General features: G+C 72.1%; 21 protein-coding genes and 1 pseudogene. 6 read left to right on the top strand and 16 right to left on the bottom strand.

The annotated features are described in order from the left end of the window. Positions 1 to 78 precede the first annotated feature (78 nt). Together ACFYP4_RS03910 and ACFYP4_RS03905 are read right to left on the bottom strand one after the other, a co-directional pair. Positions 79 to 858, bottom strand: a complete 780-nt coding sequence (locus ACFYP4_RS03910) for a hypothetical protein (RefSeq protein WP_358855404.1) — start codon at positions 856 to 858, stop codon at positions 79 to 81. 588 nt (positions 859 to 1,446) lie between these two features. Then, entirely contained in the window at positions 1,447 to 2,241 is a 795-nt protein-coding gene (locus ACFYP4_RS03905) for an RNA polymerase sigma factor SigF (protein WP_358855403.1), read from the bottom strand. Positions 2,242 to 2,484: 243 nt separating this feature from the next. Here ACFYP4_RS03905 and ACFYP4_RS03900 point away from each other — a divergent pair, with 243 nt between their 5' ends. Together ACFYP4_RS03900 and ACFYP4_RS03895 are read left to right on the top strand one after the other, a co-directional pair. Then, positions 2,485 to 4,284 (top strand): thiamine pyrophosphate-requiring protein, encoded by a 1,800-nt coding sequence (locus tag ACFYP4_RS03900; protein ID WP_388782525.1) that lies wholly within the window; start codon positions 2,485 to 2,487, stop codon positions 4,282 to 4,284. Between the two features lie 196 nt (positions 4,285 to 4,480). Beyond that, positions 4,481 to 5,032 (top strand): type 1 glutamine amidotransferase domain-containing protein, encoded by a 552-nt coding sequence (locus tag ACFYP4_RS03895; protein ID WP_388782522.1) that lies wholly within the window; start codon positions 4,481 to 4,483, stop codon positions 5,030 to 5,032. A 164-nt stretch (positions 5,033 to 5,196) separates the two neighbouring features. Here the strand turns inward: ACFYP4_RS03895 and ACFYP4_RS03890 are convergent, their stop codons facing one another. Both ACFYP4_RS03890 and ACFYP4_RS03885 read right to left on the bottom strand, forming a co-directional pair. Continuing rightward, entirely contained in the window at positions 5,197 to 5,415 is a 219-nt protein-coding gene (locus ACFYP4_RS03890) for a DUF6158 family protein (protein ID WP_358854579.1), read from the bottom strand. Positions 5,416 to 5,564: 149 nt separating this feature from the next. Beyond that, positions 5,565 to 7,184 carry an ATP-binding cassette domain-containing protein gene (locus tag ACFYP4_RS03885; RefSeq protein ID WP_358854580.1) on the bottom strand — a complete coding sequence of 540 codons (1,620 nt, stop codon included), beginning with the start codon at positions 7,182 to 7,184 and terminating at the stop codon, positions 5,565 to 5,567. Positions 7,185 to 7,323: 139 nt separating this feature from the next. On the opposite strand from ACFYP4_RS03885, the pseudogene ACFYP4_RS03880 reads away from it, so the two are divergent. The 3 genes and pseudogenes from ACFYP4_RS03880 to ACFYP4_RS03870 all read left to right on the top strand — a co-directional run. Further along, positions 7,324 to 7,950: pseudogene (locus ACFYP4_RS03880) on the top strand (phosphatase PAP2 family protein); the annotation flags it as partial. Between the two features lie 162 nt (positions 7,951 to 8,112). Next, a complete protein-coding gene (locus tag ACFYP4_RS03875; RefSeq protein WP_388782519.1) occupies positions 8,113 to 8,934 on the top strand; it encodes a class I SAM-dependent methyltransferase in 822 nt (273 codons plus the stop codon). Between the two features lie 42 nt (positions 8,935 to 8,976). Further along, a complete protein-coding gene (locus ACFYP4_RS03870) occupies positions 8,977 to 9,147 on the top strand; it encodes a hydrophobic protein (protein ID WP_358854582.1) in 171 nt (56 codons plus the stop codon). A 45-nt stretch (positions 9,148 to 9,192) separates the two neighbouring features. Here ACFYP4_RS03870 and ACFYP4_RS03865 read toward each other — a convergent pair whose 3' ends face one another. From ACFYP4_RS03865 to ligD, 11 genes are all read right to left on the bottom strand, one after another. Next, complete coding sequence (locus ACFYP4_RS03865) at positions 9,193 to 9,456, bottom strand: gas vesicle protein K (RefSeq protein WP_358854615.1); 264 nt, start codon at positions 9,454 to 9,456, stop codon at positions 9,193 to 9,195. Between the two features lie 152 nt (positions 9,457 to 9,608). Next, on the bottom strand, positions 9,609 to 9,797 hold the full coding sequence (locus ACFYP4_RS03860) for a gas vesicle protein (protein WP_358854583.1): 189 nt from the start codon (positions 9,795 to 9,797) through the stop codon (positions 9,609 to 9,611). Continuing rightward, complete coding sequence (locus tag ACFYP4_RS03855; protein ID WP_358854584.1) at positions 9,794 to 10,576, bottom strand: GvpL/GvpF family gas vesicle protein; 783 nt, start codon at positions 10,574 to 10,576, stop codon at positions 9,794 to 9,796. The genes ACFYP4_RS03860 and ACFYP4_RS03855 overlap by 4 nt, the downstream gene beginning before the upstream one ends. Then, positions 10,573 to 10,917: a gas vesicle protein GvpJ gene (gene gvpJ, locus ACFYP4_RS03850; RefSeq protein WP_358854585.1), complete on the bottom strand. Its 345-nt coding sequence runs from the start codon at positions 10,915 to 10,917 to the stop codon at positions 10,573 to 10,575. Before gvpJ ends, ACFYP4_RS03855 begins: the two co-directional genes overlap by 4 nt. Further along, positions 10,914 to 12,113, bottom strand: a complete 1,200-nt coding sequence (locus ACFYP4_RS03845) for an SRPBCC family protein (protein ID WP_358854586.1) — start codon at positions 12,111 to 12,113, stop codon at positions 10,914 to 10,916. Before ACFYP4_RS03845 ends, gvpJ begins: the two co-directional genes overlap by 4 nt. Then, positions 12,106 to 12,747 carry a DNA primase gene (locus tag ACFYP4_RS03840; protein ID WP_358854587.1) on the bottom strand — a complete coding sequence of 214 codons (642 nt, stop codon included), beginning with the start codon at positions 12,745 to 12,747 and terminating at the stop codon, positions 12,106 to 12,108. The genes ACFYP4_RS03845 and ACFYP4_RS03840 overlap by 8 nt, the downstream gene beginning before the upstream one ends. After that, the gene (locus ACFYP4_RS03835) at positions 12,744 to 13,010 is read right to left on the bottom strand and encodes a gas vesicle protein GvpG (protein WP_358854588.1); all 267 of its coding nucleotides are present in this window, start codon (positions 13,008 to 13,010) and stop codon (positions 12,744 to 12,746) included. Before ACFYP4_RS03835 ends, ACFYP4_RS03840 begins: the two co-directional genes overlap by 4 nt. Positions 13,011 to 13,014: 4 nt before the next feature. Continuing rightward, the gene (locus ACFYP4_RS03830; protein ID WP_358854589.1) at positions 13,015 to 13,788 is read right to left on the bottom strand and encodes a GvpL/GvpF family gas vesicle protein; all 774 of its coding nucleotides are present in this window, start codon (positions 13,786 to 13,788) and stop codon (positions 13,015 to 13,017) included. Then, positions 13,785 to 14,210: a gas vesicle structural protein GvpA gene (locus ACFYP4_RS03825; RefSeq protein WP_355789046.1), complete on the bottom strand. Its 426-nt coding sequence runs from the start codon at positions 14,208 to 14,210 to the stop codon at positions 13,785 to 13,787. Before ACFYP4_RS03825 ends, ACFYP4_RS03830 begins: the two co-directional genes overlap by 4 nt. A gap of 52 nt (positions 14,211 to 14,262) precedes the next feature. Next, complete coding sequence (locus ACFYP4_RS03820) at positions 14,263 to 14,625, bottom strand: gas vesicle protein (protein ID WP_358854590.1); 363 nt, start codon at positions 14,623 to 14,625, stop codon at positions 14,263 to 14,265. 60 nt (positions 14,626 to 14,685) lie between these two features. Next, positions 14,686 to 15,606, bottom strand: a complete 921-nt coding sequence (gene ligD / locus ACFYP4_RS03815; protein WP_358854591.1) for a non-homologous end-joining DNA ligase — start codon at positions 15,604 to 15,606, stop codon at positions 14,686 to 14,688. A gap of 223 nt (positions 15,607 to 15,829) precedes the next feature. On the opposite strand from ligD, the gene ACFYP4_RS03810 reads away from it, so the two are divergent. Then, a complete protein-coding gene (locus tag ACFYP4_RS03810) occupies positions 15,830 to 16,180 on the top strand; it encodes a VOC family protein (protein WP_358854592.1) in 351 nt (116 codons plus the stop codon). 94 nt (positions 16,181 to 16,274) lie between these two features. On the opposite strand, the gene ACFYP4_RS03805 is transcribed toward ACFYP4_RS03810, so the two are convergent. Then, positions 16,275 to 16,835 carry a GNAT family protein gene (locus ACFYP4_RS03805; protein ID WP_358854593.1) on the bottom strand — a complete coding sequence of 187 codons (561 nt, stop codon included), beginning with the start codon at positions 16,833 to 16,835 and terminating at the stop codon, positions 16,275 to 16,277. Positions 16,836 to 16,846: the final 11 nt, after the last annotated feature.

Genomic DNA, 16,846 nt, shown 5'->3' with positions numbered 1-16,846 from the left:
CGTTCGTCGCCCTGGGCATCTCCCTACCCCGGGACCCCAGGGGCCATGGGTGACCGTCCGGTCGCGCCCGTCACAGGTTCAGCGGCGGCGGCCGGCGGGGCCCCCGCTCCGCAGCCGGTAGGCGGCGGCGCCGACCGCGCCGGCGATCAGGACGCCGCCGGCGATCAGCGCCGGGAGCGAGTCGGTGAAGGCGCCGCCCTCTCCGGCGCGCACGCCGCGCCGGGAGCCGACGGCGGGGTCCTCGCCGGGACTGCGGGAGGCGGTGCCGTCGCGGGTGCCGCTGTCCTGGGTGGCGCCGTCGCGGGCCGCGCCGTCGCGGGAGGGCTGGCGCTCGTCGGGCGCGGGACTGCGGCCCTCGGGCCCCACCCCCTCGGGTACGGAGTCCGGCCCGACCGCGTCCGGTCCCACACCGCCGAGGTCGCCGACGCCGGGGCCGACGTCCTCGGGCCGCACGGCGTCCGGCCCCACGGCGTCCGGCCCGACGTCGCCGGGGCCCACCTCGTCCGCGCCGCCGCTCGCGGTTCCCGCTTCCGCGGCGTCCGGGCCCACGGCCCGCGGATTCACGTCCGCGACGGGCGGGGGCGCGGCCGGGCCGAATGCGGGGGCCGGTCCCCCCTCGTCGGCGGCTACCGGGTACGGCCCGGCCCGGCGGTCCTCGTAGCCCTCCGGGCCCGCGTCGATGGGTGGGGGTGCGCTCGCGGCGGTTTCCTCGCGGGCCACGGGGGCGGTGACCGCGCCCGGGGCGACGGTACGGGGACCGCCCTCCGCGGCCGGGTCCGCGAACGCGGCCGAGGCGAATGCACCCAGGGCGGCACTGGCCAGGGCGGTGGCGGACAGGACACGGGCGGTACGGCGCATGGGAAGGGCTCCTTCAGCCGGTCTCCGGTGAGGGCACGGCCGTCGTGCCCCCAGACCCATGACAGCCCCGCCGACGCCGCCCCGCTCGCCACCGGGACCATTCGCGCTACCCGAGCCACCGGACGGGGGACACGGGGCCCTCGCCGAGACCGCGGAAGCGGTCCGGAACCCGCCGCACCGACAGGGGTGCGCGGCGACCGGTACACCGGAAGGCGAGCGACCCGGCGGCGCCGACTCACCCACCGGGCGACGACACCCTGACAGCCACACGAGGGCGACCCACCCGCGCCTCGCCAGCGACGGCCTGCGGCGGGCTCCCGACGCGGGCGCGCGGGCGGACGCGGACGGCGCCGGCCGGAAGGCGGGGCGCGGGTCCCGTCCGCGGAGCGAGGGTCAGGGGTGCAGGTTTGTTCGCCCTCGCGGTGTCCGGCTGGTTGCCGCCTTCGTTCAGGTGCGGCCGGCTTCAGGCCGGCCCAGCGCCCGCGTGGGTGCGGCCCGCTTCAGGTCGGTCCCGTGCCCGCGTGGGTGGCACGCGAGAGCGAGGCGCGGCACACCCGCGCCTCGCCACCCGGTCGGCCCGGCGGATCGCTAAGCGGCGTCGCGCATGATCTGCTCCCGCAGCCGGCTGCAGCAGCGGCTGATCAGCCGCGACACGTGCATCTGCGAGATGCCGAGCTCGTCGGCGATGCGGCTCTGTGTCATGTCGTTGAAGAACCGCATGTAGAGGATGGCGCGCTCCCGCTCCGGCAGCGCCTGCAGGCGGGGCTTGACGGCCTCCCGGTCGATGACCGTGTCCAGCGCCGGGTCGGGCGAGCCGAGGGCGTCGCTGAGCGAGTAGCCGTCCTCGCCGCCCGACAGCTCGGCGTCGAGGGAGAGCGCCGTGAAGCTTTCCAGCGCCTCGAGGCCGGTCAGCGCCTCCTCCTCGCTCATCCGGGCGTGCTCGGCGATCTCGGCGACGGTGGGCCTGCGGCCGGTGATGGTCTGCGAGAGGTCCTGGCCGGCGAACCGCACACGGTTGCGCAGATCCTGGACGCGGCGCGGCACGTGCAGGGTCCACATGTGATCGCGGAAGTGCCGCTTGATCTCGCCGGTGATGGTGGGAACGGCGTAGCTCTCGAAGGCGTTGCCGAGATCGGGGTCGTACCGGTCGACGGCCTTGACGAGTCCGAGTGCCGCGACCTGGCGCAGGTCCTCGTAGCTCTCGCCGCGACTGCGGAACCGCCCCGCCAGCCGTTCGGCCATCGGCAGCCAGGCTTCGACGATCCGGTCCCTGAGTGCGTCACGCTGCCGGCCCGCGGGGAGCGCGGCGAGTCTGCGGAATGCCTCGGCGGTGTCGGGTGCGTCGTCGTGCGGGTGGTGCTTCACGCTCGCTTGGCTTCGCATGGTGTGTCGCAACTCCCTTGAGGGGTGCCTGAGATGGACAGTCACCGTGGGAGCGCGCCCGTGCGCCGGACGGAAACACCCGGGGCGCGGTTCGTTCGCTCCCACGGACGTGCCTCCTGTCCGAAGCACTGAGACGCGCCTGCCCCGAGTCCTGCGCGGCAAACACCCGCAGGTTTTCGCGGGTGAGGGGTGGTGACTCGGTAGGCGGTACGTCTGTACCCCTTTTCTTCGGGAGGTCCGGTCATGAGCAAGAAGGTCGCCGATCACGTCCTCGAGCGTTTGCGCGAGTGGGGCGTGGAACAGGTCTTCGGCTATCCCGGGGACGGCATCAACGGCCTGCTGGCGGCCTGGGGCAGGGCGGAGGACCAGCCGCGGTTCGTCCAGTCGCGGCACGAGGAGATGTCCGCGTTCCAGGCGGTGGGATACGCCAAGTTCAGCGGCCGGCTGGGCGTGTGCGCGGCCACGTCCGGGCCGGGTGCGATCCATCTGCTGAACGGGCTGTACGACGCCAAGCTCGACCATGTCCCGGTGCTGGCGATCGTCGGCCAGACCCACCGCAGCGCGATGGGCGGCTCGTACCAGCAGGAGGTCGACCTCCACACGCTCTTCAAGGACGTCGCGTCGGACTTCGTGGAGACGGTGACCGTCCCCGAGCAGCTGCCGAACGTCCTGGACCGCGCGATCCGCACCGCCTACGCGCGCCGCGCCCCCACCGCCGTGATCATCCCCGGTGACGTGCAGGAGCTCGACTACGCGCCGCCCACGCACGAGTTCAAGATGGTCCCCTCCAGCCTGGACTTCGGTTCGTGGTCCACGGTCCCCTCGCAGGAGTCCCTGGAGCGGGCCGCCGAGGTCCTCAACTCCGGTGAGAGGACGGCGATCCTGATCGGCCAGGGCGCGGCGGGGGCGCGCGCGGAGGTGGAGCGGGTCGCCGAGCTGCTCGGCGCCGGAGTCGCCAAGGCCCTGCTCGGCAAGGACGCGCTGAGCGACGAACTCCCCTATGTCACCGGGTCGATCGGCCTGCTCGGCACGCGCCCCTCGTACGAGTTGATGCGCGACTGCGACACCTTGCTGACCATCGGGTCGTCCTTCCCGTACTCGCAGTTCCTGCCGGAGTTCGGCAAGGCGCGAGCCGTGCAGATCGAGCTCGACCCGCACATGATCGGGATGCGTTATCCGTACGAGGTGAATCTGGTCGGCGACGCGAAGGCGACACTGGAGCGGCTCATCCCGCTGCTGAACCCGGGCCGGGGCCGCGAGTGGTACGACACGGTCTGCGCGAACGTCACGCGCTGGCGTGAGGTGATGCGGCGCCGGGCCGAGCAGTCGGCCGACCCGATCAACCCGGAGTACGTCGCACGGGCCCTGGACCCGCTGCTGCCCGACAACGCGATCGTCACGTCCGACTCCGGGTCGACGTCCAACTGGTACGCCCGTCATCTCACGATGCGGTCCGGTATGCGTTCGTCCCTCTCCGGCACCCTGGCGACGATGGGCTGCGCTGTGCCGTACGCGATCGGCGCGAAGTTCGCCCACCCGGACCGGCCCGTGGTCGCGCTCGTCGGGGACGGGGCGATGCAGATGAACGGGCTGGCCGAGCTGATCACGGCCGCGAAGTACCGGGACCGCTGGCAGGACCCGCGGCTGGTCGTGGGCGTGTGGAACAACCGCGACCTGAACCAGGTCACCTGGGAACTGCGGGCCATGGGCGGAGCCCCCTCGTTCCTGCCCTCGCAGGAGCTGCCCGACGTGCAGTACGCCTCCTTCGCCCGCTCCCTGGGGCTGACCGGTATCCGGGTGGAGAAGCCGGAGGACGTCGAGGCGGCCTGGCGCGCGGGACTGGAGGCGGACGGCCCGGCGGTGATCGAGTTCCTCACCGACCCCGCGGTGCCGCCCATTCCGCCGCACGCCACCTGGGAGCAGATGGAGTCCACCGCGGCCGCCGTCCTGAAGGGCGACGCCGACCGCGGCGCCATGATCCGCCAGGGCCTCAAGGCCAAGGTCCAGGAATTCCTGCCGGGCCACGGCAAGCGCGGGGAGTGATCATCCGGGCCGCCGCCGGCGGATGTGTCGTCCCCGGACGGACGGGTACGCGACGAGGCGGTTGTGCACACCGGGCCGCCGCGGCGGCCCGGGACCGACGAGGAAGCACCGCGCCGCCCGCGGGCGGCGGACACCGGCTGACGGTGCGGGCCGCGCACGCGGTCCGCCCCCGGGCCGGGAAAGGAGACCGAACACCATGCGCATCGCGTTCCTGGTGGCGCCGGAGGGCGTCGAGCAGATCGAACTGACCGACCCCTGGCAGGCGGTGACCGACGCGGGTCACGAGCCCGTCCTGGTCTCGACGGAGCCGGGCGAGATCCAGGCCTTCAACCACCTCGACAAGGCGGACACCTTCCCCGTGGACGAGGTCGTCGGCGACGTGTCCGCCGACTCCTTCGACGGACTGGTCCTGCCGGGCGGCGTGGCCAACCCGGACGCCCTGCGGATGGAGGAGCGGGCGGTGTCCTTCGTACGCGACTTCTTCGACTCGGGCCGCCCGGTCGCCGCGATCTGCCACGCGCCGTGGACCCTGGTCGAGGCGGACGTCGTCTCCGGACGTGTGCTGACCTCGTGGCCCAGCCTGCGCACGGACATCACCAACGCGGGCGGCACCTGGGTCGACGAGCAGGTGCAGATCTGCGACCACGGGCCGAACACCCTGGTCACCAGCCGCAAGCCGGACGATCTCAAGGCCTTCGACGAGGCTTTCCTCGCCGAGTTCGCGAAGGGGCCGCGGAAGACCGCCTGAGACTCCCCCGACGTGCCGCGACCCGTGGCCGGGCCCCGCGAAGGGCCCGGCCACGGGTCGCGTCGCACGTGTCAGCGCGTCGCCATACGGGTCGGCACGGTCACGAAGCCGGTGCCCCGGCGTGCGGGTCGGCGGCGACACGCGTCTCAGCACGTGGGCGCGGTTCAGCGCTCCCGGGCGCCCTCCCGGGTGCGGCCGGGCGTGATCGGGCGACGCGGGTGGCGGCGCAGGTACTCGCCCTCGAGTTGCGCCATGCGCTCGTTGTGGATCCGCAGTGCGTCGTTGGAACCGTGCAGGAGCGTGTCGTGGCGCGTGCGGTGGATCGTCTCCAGCTCTCTCATCAGCTGCTGGTCGTCCAGCCGGCCCGGGTCGACTCCGGTCATCGCGGTACCCCGATCGTCGTCGTGATCCTCCGGTGCGGTCCGGGTGCCCGCCCGGCCGGCACCACCCCGAGCGGCCTGTGGGAGGGAGCCGTGGAACTCACCTGTCCTCTCCACTCTACGAAGATCCCGGGCCCACGGCCTCCGTGGAGCTACCGGGCCCGCTCCACCCGGCGCTCGTCCCACACCGGCTCGGCCGTCTCCCGTACCCGGCCGTCCGACCCGAAGACGAGATAGCGGTCGAAGGACCGGGCGAACCAGCGGTCGTGGGTGACCGACAGCACCGTCCCGTCGTACGCCTCGAGACCCTCCTGAAGAGCCTCCGCCGACTCGAGGTCGAGGTTGTCGGTGGGCTCGTCAAGGAGCAGCGCCGTGGAGCCCTCCAGTTCCAGGAGCAGGATCTGGAAACGGGCCTGCTGCCCGCCGGACAGCTTCTCGAAGCGCTGCTCGGCCTGGGCGGTCAGCTCGTAGCGGCGCAGCCTGGACATGGCGGCACCCCGGTCCTGCGCGTGCTCGGTCCACAGGATGTCGAGCAGGGGGCGGCCCGCCAGCTCGGGGTGGGCGTGCGTCTGCGCGAAGTGGCCCGGTACGACGCGGGCGCCGAGCTTCCACTCGCCCGTGTGCGCCACGTCCCCGCCGGCGAGCAGGCGCAGGAAGTGCGACTTGCCCGAGCCGTTGGATCCCAGCACCGCGACCCGTTCCCCGTAGAAGATCTCCAGGTCGAAGGGCTTCATCAGGCCGGTCAGTTCGAGTCCCTTGCAGGTGACGGCCCGGACGCCGGTCCGGCCGCCGTGCAGCCTCATCCTGATGTCCTGCTCGCGCGGCGGCTCCGGCGGCGGGCCGGCCTCCTCGAACTTCCGCAGCCGGGTCTGCGCCGCCGCGTACCGGGACGCCAACTCGTGGCTGATGGAAGCCGCCTGACGCAGGTTCAGCACGAGCTTCTTCAGCTGGGCGTGCTTCTCGTCCCAGCGGCGCCGCAGTTCCTCGAAGCGGGCGAAGCGCTCCCGGCGTGCCTCGTGGTACGTCGCGAAACCGCCGCCGTGCACCCAGGCGTCCGCACCGGTGGGGCTGGGCTCGACGCTCACGATCTTCTCGGCGGCGCGGGCGAGCAGTTCACGGTCGTGGGAGACGAAGAGGACCGTCTTGCGGGTCTCCTTGAGCCGCTCCTCCAGCCAGCGCTTGCCGGGGACGTCGAGGTAGTTGTCCGGCTCGTCGAGGAGCAGTACCTCGTCGGTGCCGCGCAGCAGCGCCTCCAGCACGAGCCGCTTCTGCTCGCCTCCGGACAGCGTCCGCACCTGACGCCACTGCGCCTTCTCGTAGGGCACGCCGAGCGCCGCCATGGTGCAGATGTCCCAGAGCGTCTCGGACTCGTACCCGCGGACCTCGGCCCAGTCGGAGAGGGCCTGCGCGTACTTCAGCTGGGCGGCCTCGTCGTCGACGGTCATGATCCCGTGCTCGGCGACGTCGACCGCCCGGGCGGCCTCGCGGATGCGCGGCGGCGCCACGGACACCAGCAGTTCACGGACGGTCGTCTCGTCCCGCACCGAGCCGACGAACTGGCGCATCACACCGAGGCCGCCGGTCACGGTGACCGTCCCGCCGTGCGGTTTCAGCTCTCCGGAGATCAGGCGCAGCAGGGTCGTCTTCCCCGCGCCGTTCGGGCCGACGAGGGCCACGACGGAGCCTTCCCCCACCCGGAACGACACATCGCCGAGCAGCGGCCTCCCGTCGGGGAGGTAGTACTCAAGATGTGCGGCTTCGAGGTGTCCCATGGTCAGGCATTGTCCGGGGCGCCGGGCCCGCCGGGCAAACGCATATCCGCAGGGTGCCCGCGTGACCCGGTCCCGGGCCTCCCGCACCCGGTGCCGGCGCCCGGGCAGGAATCGTCCGCCCCTGGGTACCAGGATCCCCATGACTGCGACCCCAGACGTCGACCTCACCGTCCGCCCTCCGGGCCACCACGTTCTCCGGGACCGGCTCCTGGCGGCCGACTGCCGTCTCTTCGAGGGGGTCGCGGCACGGCACTGGCCGGGCTGCGACCGCCTGCTGCCGCGGCTGAGCCGGAGCGCGAACCACGGCGTGCTCTGGTTCGCGACGGCGGCAGCGCTCGCCGCGACCCGCAGCCCCCGGGCCCGCCGCGCCGCCGCCCGCGGTCTCGCCTCGCTCACCCTGGCGTCCGCCACCATCAACACCGTCGGCAAGCGCTCGGTGCGCCGTACCCGGCCCGCGCTGGACCCCGTCCCGCTGGTCCGGCGGCTGAAACGGCAGCCCATCACGACGTCGTTCCCCTCCGGGCACTCCGCGTCGGCCGCGGCCTTCGCGACGGGCGTGGCCATGGAGTCCCGCGGCTGGGGAGCCGCGGTGGCACCTGTGGCGACTGCGGTGGCCCTCTCCCGCGTGTACACCGGTGTCCACTTCCCGAGCGACGTGCTCGTCGGCGCCGCCCTCGGGGTGGGGGCCGCGTACGCGGTGCGCGGACTCGTTCCGACCGAGGACCGGGACCGGACGCCTCCCCGGGCCGGGCGCCCGGCAAGGCCTGGGGCCCTGCCGGGTCCTCCGACCGACCGTCCCGGTCCGACGACTCAACAGACCGCATAGTGAGATTGACATCTCACCATGCGGCACGACGGCGTACGGTGGCGCCCATCGCCCCGCGGAGCAGCGCCTCCGCGGGCCCGTACGCCGACGAGGGGAACGGTCATGCCGAAGCCGCAGGAGAGCGCCGTCTACACACACGGCCACCACGAGTCCGTACTGCGCTCCCACACCTGGCGCACCGCCGCCAACTCGGCCGGTTACCTCCTCGGCTCCCTGAAGCCGCACATGAAGGTGCTGGACATCGGCTGCGGCCCGGGCACGATCACCGCCGACCTGGCTGCCCTGGTCCCCGAGGGCCGGGTCACGGGCGTCGACAGCGCTCCGGGGGTCCTGGACCAGGCGCGCGCCATGGCGGCGGAGCGCGGTCTCCGGAACGTGGACTTCGCGGTCGCCGACGTCCACGCGCTGGACCACCCGGACGACACGTTCTGCGTGGTGCACGCCCACCAGGTCCTCCAGCACGTCGGCGACCCGGTGCGGGCGCTGCGCGAGATGCACCGGGTCACCCGGCCGGGCGGACTCGTCGCGGTCCGGGACTCGGACTACTCGGCGATGACCTGGTATCCGCTGTCCGCGGGCATGGACGACTGGCTGGACCTGTATCTGCGGGTGGCCCGCGCCAACGGCGGGGAGCCGGACGCGGGCCGCCGGCTCAGGTCCTGGGCGCTGCGGGCCGGGTTCACCGACGTCACGGCCACCTCGAGCACCTGGACCTTCGCCACCGCGGACGAGCGCCGGTGGTGGAGCGGTCTGTGGGCCGACCGCACCCTCGCCTCGACGTACGCGGACCGGGCCATCGAGGGGGGTCACGCGACCCGGGAGCAGTTGCGGGCGGTGTCCGGGGCGTGGCGCGCCTGGGGCGAGCGGGAGGACGGCTGGTTCGCCGTCCTGCACGGGGAAATCCTCTGCCGCAAAGACGCTTGATTCGGGCATATCGGGAAACCCGCCCGGCAGGAGGTTCACATCATGGTTCCCATCCTGCTGGTACTGCTTCTGGTGCTGATTCTCTTCGGTGCCGGATTCGCGCTGAAAATTCTCTGGTGGATCGCCCTGGTGGTGCTGGTGCTGTGGCTCCTGGGGTTCCTGGTACGCGGCACGAACGCTTCGGGAGGCCGGGGCCGCTGGTATCGCTGGTAGCCCCGTTCCCGACGCAGGTCCCGGACCGCTGCCGCTCGCGGAGAGCTACTCCCTGGGCAGCAGCGGTCCCAGCGGCCCGAGGTCCAGATTCAGGTCCTCGGGCTTCAGCCCGTAGCGGTCGCGCAGTTCGGCCATCCGCTCGTCGAGCAGCATCAGCGTGAGCCCGATGCGCTCCTCCTGGTCCTCGGACAGGTCACCCGTGTCGAACCGCCGCACGGCCTGCCGCTCCATGAGCTGGCGCAGCAGCTCCACGACGGTCAGCACGAGCTTGATGAGGTCGCGCTCGACGGTGTCCGGTTCGAGTTCCACCCGGTTGCGCCCGGCGGGCTTCCTTCCGGCCGGGGCCTGCTCCTCCCCCGACGCGAGCTGTTCCTCCCCGGACGTGACCGTCTCGTCCTCCGGCGGCGACGATGCCGCCGGCCCGCTCACGGGCGCCTGCTCGTCGGCAGGCGTCGGGCCGGTCACGGCGAGTCCCGGAAGGGCGAGGGGACCTGCTCGTTCACCGAGCTGATGAGGGCGTTCAGGTCGATGCGGACGAGGTCGACATCGGCGATCCGCAGGGTGATGTCCCCGGTGATGACGACCCCGCCCGCGAGCAGCCGGTCGAGCAGGTCGACCAGCGCGACCTCACGTCGTTCCACGACGGTCACGGCCCCGCCTCCCCGGGACCGTTCGCCTCGTCCTCCAGGCCGGCGAAGGAGTACGCGGCCCAGGGCCCGGTGAGTTCCACGCGCAGCCCCGGCTCGTCGTCCTTCGTGCGGTCCACGAGTTCGACGAAGGCCTCCGACTCCGCACGGGAGACGAGATAGGCCGCGTTGAGCACATTGCGGCCCGACTCCCGGGAGATCGCGGCGTTCTGCGGGGCGTGCAGCCGCGCGTCCTCCGCGTGGGCGGAGAGGCTGTCGTGCAGCCGGCGCGAGAAACTCTCGGCCTTCTCCCACATCGCGTCCTGCGACTTGGAGCGCATACGGCGCTGCCGCAGGTAGTCCCGCCCCGTCACGGGCTTCGCCGCCTGGGCCGCCTCGGCGGACTCCGCCTCGGCGTAGACCTTGACGCCCCACTCCACGCGGCCGTCGAGCCGGTCGAGGGTCCGGCGCAGAGCGTCCTCGCGCGCCTCGATCATGGTGCGCACACCGCTGTCGTCCCGGAACACCGTGGCGAGCCGCAGCGGCAGCGGCGTCGTCACGGCGGTGAGCGCGTCGATCACGCTCTGGTGGGCCCGCGCGGTGTCGCTCAGCCAGTCGAGGTCCTCCAGATGCCGCCGCAGCGGTGCCTCGGCGAAGTCCGCCTCGGGCACCGTGCTGACGACGGCGACCAGGCCGTGGTGCGTCAGCCGGCCGGGGGGCGCGCCCGCCACCCCCGTCACATCGGCCTGGAGAGCCGCGTCGAAGGGGCGGCAGACGGCGTAGACGTACCGCAGTCCGCTCATGGTGCTTCTTCCTCCTCGCGCTCCGCGCGTCCCCGCTCCAGCTGTTCCATCTCGGCGAGATGGGCGCGCAACTCGGCGTTCTCGCGGGCGAGCTGGTTGTGGTGCGCGCGAGAGGACAGCGCCGGGTCGTCCTCCCACCAGTCGATCCCCATCTCCTTCGCCTTGTCGACGGAGGCGACGATGAGCCGGAGCTTGATGGTGAGCAGCTCGATGTCGAGCAGGTTGATCCGGATGTCTCCCGCGATCACGATGCCCTTGTCGAGAACGCGCTCCAGGATGTCGGCGAGGTTCGCGCCACCGCCCTGTCCGTACGGCTCGGGAATCCGACCCGGCGTCGTCATCGGCGACTCCCGCCGACGGCCGGCTCGTCCTCTTCCTCGTACTCCGCTTCCTCGGCGTCCGCGGGCTCGGCCCCGGCGTCCTCGGTTTCGGCGTACTCACCCTCGGGGTCGTCCTCTTCGGCGTACTCGGCCTCGGGGTCGTCCTCGTCGGCGTACTCGGCCTCGGGCTCGCCCTCGGGGTCCTCCTCGTCGACGTACTCGCCCTCGGGGTCGTCCTCGTAGGACTCCTCCGGCTCGTCCGCCTCCGCGTCCGCCGACTCCTGGTCCGTCTCCTCCTCGTCGCCCTCGTACTCGTCCTCGGGGGCGTCCTCGGACTCGGCGGCGCTCTGCTCCTCCTCGATCGCGTCCTCGTGGCTGCGGACGACCTCGCCGTCGCGGATCTCACCGCGCCAGCCGTCCTCCGCCTCGCCCTTGAGCGTGATGAAGCGGGCGTAGTTCTTCAGGTCGAGCCGGGCCCTGCGGCCCTGGGCGCGCCAGATGTTGCCGGTCTTCTCGAACAGCCCCTTGGGGTAGTACTCGATGACCAGCAGGACACGGGTGAGGTTCTCCGCCAGCTCGTGGAAGGTGACGACACCCTTGGTCGTGCCCTTGGCGCCCTCGGACGTCCAGGAGATCCGCTGGTCCGGCACCTGCTCGGTGGTGTGCGCCTTCCAGCTGCGGCTGGACCAGAAGACCTTCATCTGCCAGTCGGAGGTGGTGTCGTCGGCGCGGTTCGCGCTCTTGACGCCCTTCGCGAAGGTGCTGAAGTCCTGGAACTGGGTCCACTGGTCGTACGCGGTGCGCAGCGGCACGCCGACGTCGATGAACTCCAGGATGACCGTGGGCTTCTGGCCCGCGCCGCCCTTGCGCCTGCCCTTGCCGCCGACCAGGTTCTTGAAGGCGCCGACCACACCGTCCTTGGCGCGCCCGGCGCCGACCTCCACGGCGGACCGCAGCGGACTCTTGCCCTCCGCCAGCTTGCGGCCGCCGTCGAGGGCGAGCTTGGCGAAGCCGGGGCTGTTGCCCTCCGCTATGTCGTTCAGCTTGACGGTGGTCTGGCCGAGCTTCTGCCCGACGCCGACCAGCAACCGCTGTGCCTGCGCGGACAGATAGTCCTGGACCTCCGACTTCAAGCGGTCGGCGGCCTCGCTCTGCACGACGGACGTGAGCGGGTTGTCCTTGGCCTTCTTGGTCGCGGATCCGAGAGCGTCAGCCATCGTCGCGGCCTCCCTCCGACTGCCGGGACCGCGGGACGCGGCGTGCGGCGGTCTTCTTGGCGGCCGTCTTCCCGGCGGACGTCTTCCTGTCCCCCGCGGCGGTCTTCCTGGCCGGGGCCTTCTTGGCGGCGCCCTGCTTCTGCGCCGTCTTGGCCGGGGCCTTCTTCGCGGGGGCCTTCTTCCGCGGACGCTCCTCCTCGGCGGACTCCCGCCCGGGAGTCTCGTCCCGGTCGTCGTCCTGCTCCTCGGGCTCGTCCTCGTACCGGTCGTCCGGCTCGTCGTCCTCGTCCTCGTCGTGCCCGGCCGCGTCCGGGCTCACGCCGGAGAGCTGGTTGCGCACGTCCGCGGTACGGCCGTGCAGCCGCTTGGCGAGACCCTCGATCTGCCGCTCGACCAGGGCGCCGGAGGCGGCCTTGCCGACTCCGCGCAGGTCGTTGCGGAGCTGGTCGTTGAGCTCCTTGAACGCCGGGTTGTTCGCCAGCTGCCCGGACACCAGGTCCGCGAGCGCCTTCGGACTCAGCTGCATCCGCTTGCCCGCCACCATGGTGCCGACCGCGAAGGCCAGCTTCATCTTCTTGGTACGTCCGAGGACGTACCCGGCCCCTACGGCGAGGCCCAGTCCTAGTCTGTTCATCCTGTCGTCCCGTTCTCGGGGCCGGCGCCGCCTGTGCGCAGGCTGGCTTCGAGCCGGTCCAGCAGGACGTCCTCCTGCTGGTCGAACTCCTCGTCGGTGATCTCTCCGGCCTCCAGCTTCGCTTCGAGCTGGGCGAGTTCGGCGCGGATGGCGGAGGGGTCGTAGTACTGGCGCTCGGCCTCGGACACCACCTGCTTCATCGCCCAGAGGCTGCCGCGCACAGGTGCGAACGGCAGCATCAGGACCTCGCCGATGAGCCCCATGGGTCTACTCGCCGCCCGCCCGGGCGCCCTGCTTGATGCCGGTGTCCGGCGCGGAGGGGCCGGGCTCGACGAAGCTGTAGGGCGGGAGCGGTCCGTTGACGCGCAGTTCCAGGTGCGGCTGGCCGCCCCGGATCCGGTCGACGGTGGCGAGGAAGGTGTCGGCCGACGTGCGGTCCACCAGGAACGACAGGTTGGCCAGCCAGCCGGTGGACTCGGGGCCCTCGCTCACGGCGTCGGCGGCCGGTTCGAGCGTGCGCCTGAGCCCCGCGGCGTCCTCGGCCTCGCGGGCCTGCAGCGCGGCCACGACCATCTCGCCGAGTCGCATCTTGTCCTCGTGCGAGCCGCCGCCCGCCTGCCGGTTGGCCTCGGTCAGCGCGCGGATGTCGGGGTTCTCGCCCATCACGCGGTGCAGGACGGCCTCTTCGTCGTGGCTGGCCTTGACGTTGTACTCGACCTTGCCCGCCAGCGCCTCGATGCGCTCCCGGTAGTGCTCCGCGCGCTCGGCCAGCACGGAGACGACCGCCTGGTCGTCGGCAGCGACGCTGCCGAAGCGCATGGGCAGCACCGTGCCGCCCTCCCCCGCCTCGCTCAGGACGTTCTGGTGGGCGAGCAGGTCCCTGCGCTTGGGGCGCAGCCCTTCGGGGGCGTCGCTGACGATGGCCGCCAGGTCGCCCTCCTTGAGAATGCGTACCGGACGTGCCGGCGCACCGACTCCGTCGATGCCGTCGGGAAGCGAGGGGTGCGTTCCCTCGGCGATGCCGTAGACGTACGTGCTCACTCCTGCTCCTCCTTCCGGCGCGAGGCCGCGGTCTTACGGGTACGGGGGCGGGACTCGGACTGGCCGTCCTCGCGGGCCTGCTTGAACGCGTCCGATATGGTCTCGGCGGCGCCGGAGAGGGCGCCCTTGGACTTGCCGCGCGCACCGGACTCGGTGAGTTCGCCCATCAGATCGGGCAGTCCGGGATTCTTGTGCGGCCCCGCTTCCAGGTCGAGGCGGTTGCACGCCTCGGCGAAACGCAGATACGTGTCGACGCTCGCGATGACGACGCGCACGTCGATCTTCAGGATCTCGATACCTACGAGGGAGACACGTACGAACGCGTCGATGACGATTCCTCGGTCGAGGACGAGCTCCAGGACGTCGTAGAGGCCGCTCGTGCCTCCAGATCCGCCACCTTGCTGTGCCGGGACAACGGTCATACCGTCCGGTCCTCCTAGTCTGTGAGTGTCTGCGCGGGAAAGAGGCGATCGCCTATCGGCCGCCGGGCCTGCGTTCGGCCCTCCCGCGTTCGTAGCGGCGGACCCGGCGGTACCCGGTGAGCTCTCCGTCCTGGTCGAGCTCCACCTGATAGGTCGCCAGCAGGCTCATCGTGTCCGGGATCTTGGCCAGTTCCAGGACCTCGACCTCCAACGCCCATCCGTCCTCGGTGCGTTCGAAGGACGAAACGGACTCGGCCGCCATACCCGTCAGCTCCTGGAGCTGGTCGCGCGCGTGGCGCAGGACCTCCATCGGCTTGGGCTGGCTGTCCGCCGCGCTGTTCTCCTTGCTGTTCCCCTTGTTCTGGGAAGAGTTCTGTGAACTCTGTGATCTGGATGTGTTCGATGTGTTCGTCATGGCCACCTCGAACATCGGGTGCTCGCTCGTTCCCCGGCCAAACCTCGGGGGCGGCGAGACTCAGCCACGCAGCGCGTCGAGGCGGCGCCGGGCCGGGCCGAGCGCGCGCCCGTGGTTCAGCAGGCCCGCCCACGGAGTGGTGCGGGCCTGGTCGACGGCGTCGGCGATCGTCCAGCGGCGGGCGTGCAGTCGCGGGTCGTCGAGCTGCCCCCAGGAGACGGGGACGGCGACCGGGGCACCGGGTTTCGCGCGCACGCTGAAGGGAGCGACGGCGGTCTGCGCGTAGCCGTTGCGCTGGACGTCGAGGTAGAGCCGGTCGCCGCGCTCCTTCTTGCGGGCCGCCGTGGTGAAGCGGTCCGGATGCCGGTCGGCGAGCGCGTCGGCTGCGTCCCTGGCGAACGCGCGCACCTCGTCGAAACCGTGACGCCCGTTCAGGGGCACCACGATGTGAAGGCCCCGGGAGCCGGTGGTCATCAGGGCGGACGGAAGTTTCAGCTCGTCCAGCAACTCACCCATGAGGTGGGCGGCTTCACGCACCACGGCGAAGTCGTCCGTACCGGGGTCCAGGTCGAAGACCATCCGGTCGGGGCGGTCGGGCGCGTCGGCCCGGGACAGCCAGCGGTGCAGCGTGATGCCGGCCTGGTCGGCGAGGAAGACGAGGGTCGCGGCGTCGTCGCAGACGGGGTGCAGGACCGTGCCGCCCTCCTTGGACACCTCGGCCCGCCGGATCCACTCCGGGTAGTGGTCCGGGGTGTTCTTCTGCATGAACGCGGGGCCCGCGAGCCCGTCGGGGTGCCGCTCCAGCATCAGCGGCCGGCCCCGCAGATGGGGCAGCATGAAGGGGGCGACGGACCGGTAGTACGCGACCAGGTCGTCCTTCGTGTACTCCTTGCCGCCCCCGTCCGCCGGGAAGAGCACCTTGTCCGGGCGGTGGATCTCCACGGTGCGGCGGCCGGCCCGCACGGTCCGTGCGCTGCTCATGGGGAATTCCTCTCCGGCCGTGAGGCCCTCGGTGTCCTCAGCGCGCGACGGCGCTCTCACGGTTGCTCGTAGGGCCTATCGCGTCCCCCTGGCCGGGGCGGCCAAACGTGGCGGGCCTCCCCACCGAGATGCTGCCGCGGCACGGCGGCCGGCCGCGCGGGACGGGAGCGGGATCCGGGGGAACCGATCTCGCTCCCGGTCCGCCCCGACTAGGCTCGGACGCATGGAGATTCTGGGAGCCACGCTGCGTGTCTGCGTCGACGACCTGGAGGCTTCGGTCCCCTTCTACGAGAGACTCGCGGGCGGCCGTGCCCTGCGCTTCGAGCGCGGCGGCGTCTCGGTCGCCGCGGTCGGCTGCTTCCTGCTGATGAGCGGGCCGGAGGCCGAGCTGGAGATCCTGCGCAAGGTGGCCGCCACCATCGCCGTCACGGACGTCGACGAGGCGAGCCGGGTGCTCAGCGACTCCGGCGCCCGTGTCCTCGCGGGGCCGGTCGCGACCCCGGTCGGCCGCAACCTGATCGCGATGCATCCGGACGGCACGGTCTACGAGTACGTGGACCGGCACGGCGACTGACCGGCCGGAACCCGCGGAAGACGGGTGCTCCCGGCACAGGTCGCCGCAGGCCTCCGTGTACCGGTCGGCGACGCGAGGGCGCCCGCCCGCCGGGTCACCCGCGCGGGGGCGTCCCGTCTGTCATCTCCGCGGTGAGCGCCCACCGTTCGTGGTCGCGCCAGGCGCCGTCGATGTACAGGAAGTCCGGTGAGAAGCCCTCCAGCCGGAAGCCTCGGCGTCGGGCGAGCGCGATGGACGCGGTGTTCCCCGGCTGCACGTTGATCTCCAGCCGGTGCAGTCCCATGGGCCCGAACGCGTGGGAGACGACGAGGGCGAGTCCCTCGCTCATCAGCCCCCGCCCGGCGGCGTGCGCGAACGCGCCGTAGCCGAGCGCCGCGCTGAGGAAGGCGCCCTCGACGATGTTGTTGATGTTGATGAACCCGGCGATGGCCCCGGTGTCCCGCTCGCAGACCAGGAACCCGGCTCTGGCGGGGTCCCCGGTCAGCCGCCGGACGTAGGCGGCATACCCCTCGGCGCTGGTCGGCGGGAACAGCCACGGGTGGTGCAGGTCCTTGCTCTCCCGCGCCCGCGCGGTGAACTCGGCGCCGTCGTCCGCGGTGCAGTGCCGGATGCCCACCCGGGCGCCCTCGGCAAGGTGGCCGGTGTTCTCAGGCATCCGGACACAGT

The sequence above is a fragment of the Streptomyces sp. NPDC005551 genome, from assembly GCF_042871785.1.
Taxonomy (GTDB): Bacteria; Actinomycetota; Actinomycetes; order Streptomycetales; family Streptomycetaceae; genus Streptomyces.
The sequence above is the reverse complement of the archived record's forward strand: the minus strand, read 5'-3'. Positions and strand labels throughout refer to the sequence as shown.

Coding starts and splice junctions, on each gene's coding strand:
- ACFYP4_RS03910 (WP_358855404.1), bottom strand. CDS start 858: ATGCGCCGTACCGCCCGTGTCCTGTCCGCCACCGCCCTGGCCAGTGCC.
- ACFYP4_RS03905 (WP_358855403.1), bottom strand. CDS start 2,241: ATGCGAAGCCAAGCGAGCGTGAAGCACCACCCGCACGACGACGCACCC.
- ACFYP4_RS03900 (WP_388782525.1), top strand. CDS start 2,485: ATGAGCAAGAAGGTCGCCGATCACGTCCTCGAGCGTTTGCGCGAGTGG.
- ACFYP4_RS03895 (WP_388782522.1), top strand. CDS start 4,481: ATGCGCATCGCGTTCCTGGTGGCGCCGGAGGGCGTCGAGCAGATCGAA.
- ACFYP4_RS03890 (WP_358854579.1), bottom strand. CDS start 5,415: ATGACCGGAGTCGACCCGGGCCGGCTGGACGACCAGCAGCTGATGAGA.
- ACFYP4_RS03885 (WP_358854580.1), bottom strand. CDS start 7,184: ATGGGACACCTCGAAGCCGCACATCTTGAGTACTACCTCCCCGACGGG.
- ACFYP4_RS03875 (WP_388782519.1), top strand. CDS start 8,113: ATGCCGAAGCCGCAGGAGAGCGCCGTCTACACACACGGCCACCACGAG.
- ACFYP4_RS03870 (WP_358854582.1), top strand. CDS start 8,977: ATGGTTCCCATCCTGCTGGTACTGCTTCTGGTGCTGATTCTCTTCGGT.
- ACFYP4_RS03855 (WP_358854584.1), bottom strand. CDS start 10,576: ATGAGCGGACTGCGGTACGTCTACGCCGTCTGCCGCCCCTTCGACGCG.
- gvpJ (WP_358854585.1), bottom strand. CDS start 10,917: ATGACGACGCCGGGTCGGATTCCCGAGCCGTACGGACAGGGCGGTGGC.
- ACFYP4_RS03845 (WP_358854586.1), bottom strand. CDS start 12,113: ATGGCTGACGCTCTCGGATCCGCGACCAAGAAGGCCAAGGACAACCCG.
- ACFYP4_RS03840 (WP_358854587.1), bottom strand. CDS start 12,747: ATGAACAGACTAGGACTGGGCCTCGCCGTAGGGGCCGGGTACGTCCTC.
- ACFYP4_RS03835 (WP_358854588.1), bottom strand. CDS start 13,010: ATGGGGCTCATCGGCGAGGTCCTGATGCTGCCGTTCGCACCTGTGCGC.
- ACFYP4_RS03825 (WP_355789046.1), bottom strand. CDS start 14,210: ATGACCGTTGTCCCGGCACAGCAAGGTGGCGGATCTGGAGGCACGAGC.
- ACFYP4_RS03820 (WP_358854590.1), bottom strand. CDS start 14,625: ATGACGAACACATCGAACACATCCAGATCACAGAGTTCACAGAACTCT.
- ligD (WP_358854591.1), bottom strand. CDS start 15,606: ATGAGCAGCGCACGGACCGTGCGGGCCGGCCGCCGCACCGTGGAGATC.
- ACFYP4_RS03810 (WP_358854592.1), top strand. CDS start 15,830: ATGGAGATTCTGGGAGCCACGCTGCGTGTCTGCGTCGACGACCTGGAG.
- ACFYP4_RS03805 (WP_358854593.1), bottom strand. CDS start 16,835: ATGCCTGAGAACACCGGCCACCTTGCCGAGGGCGCCCGGGTGGGCATC.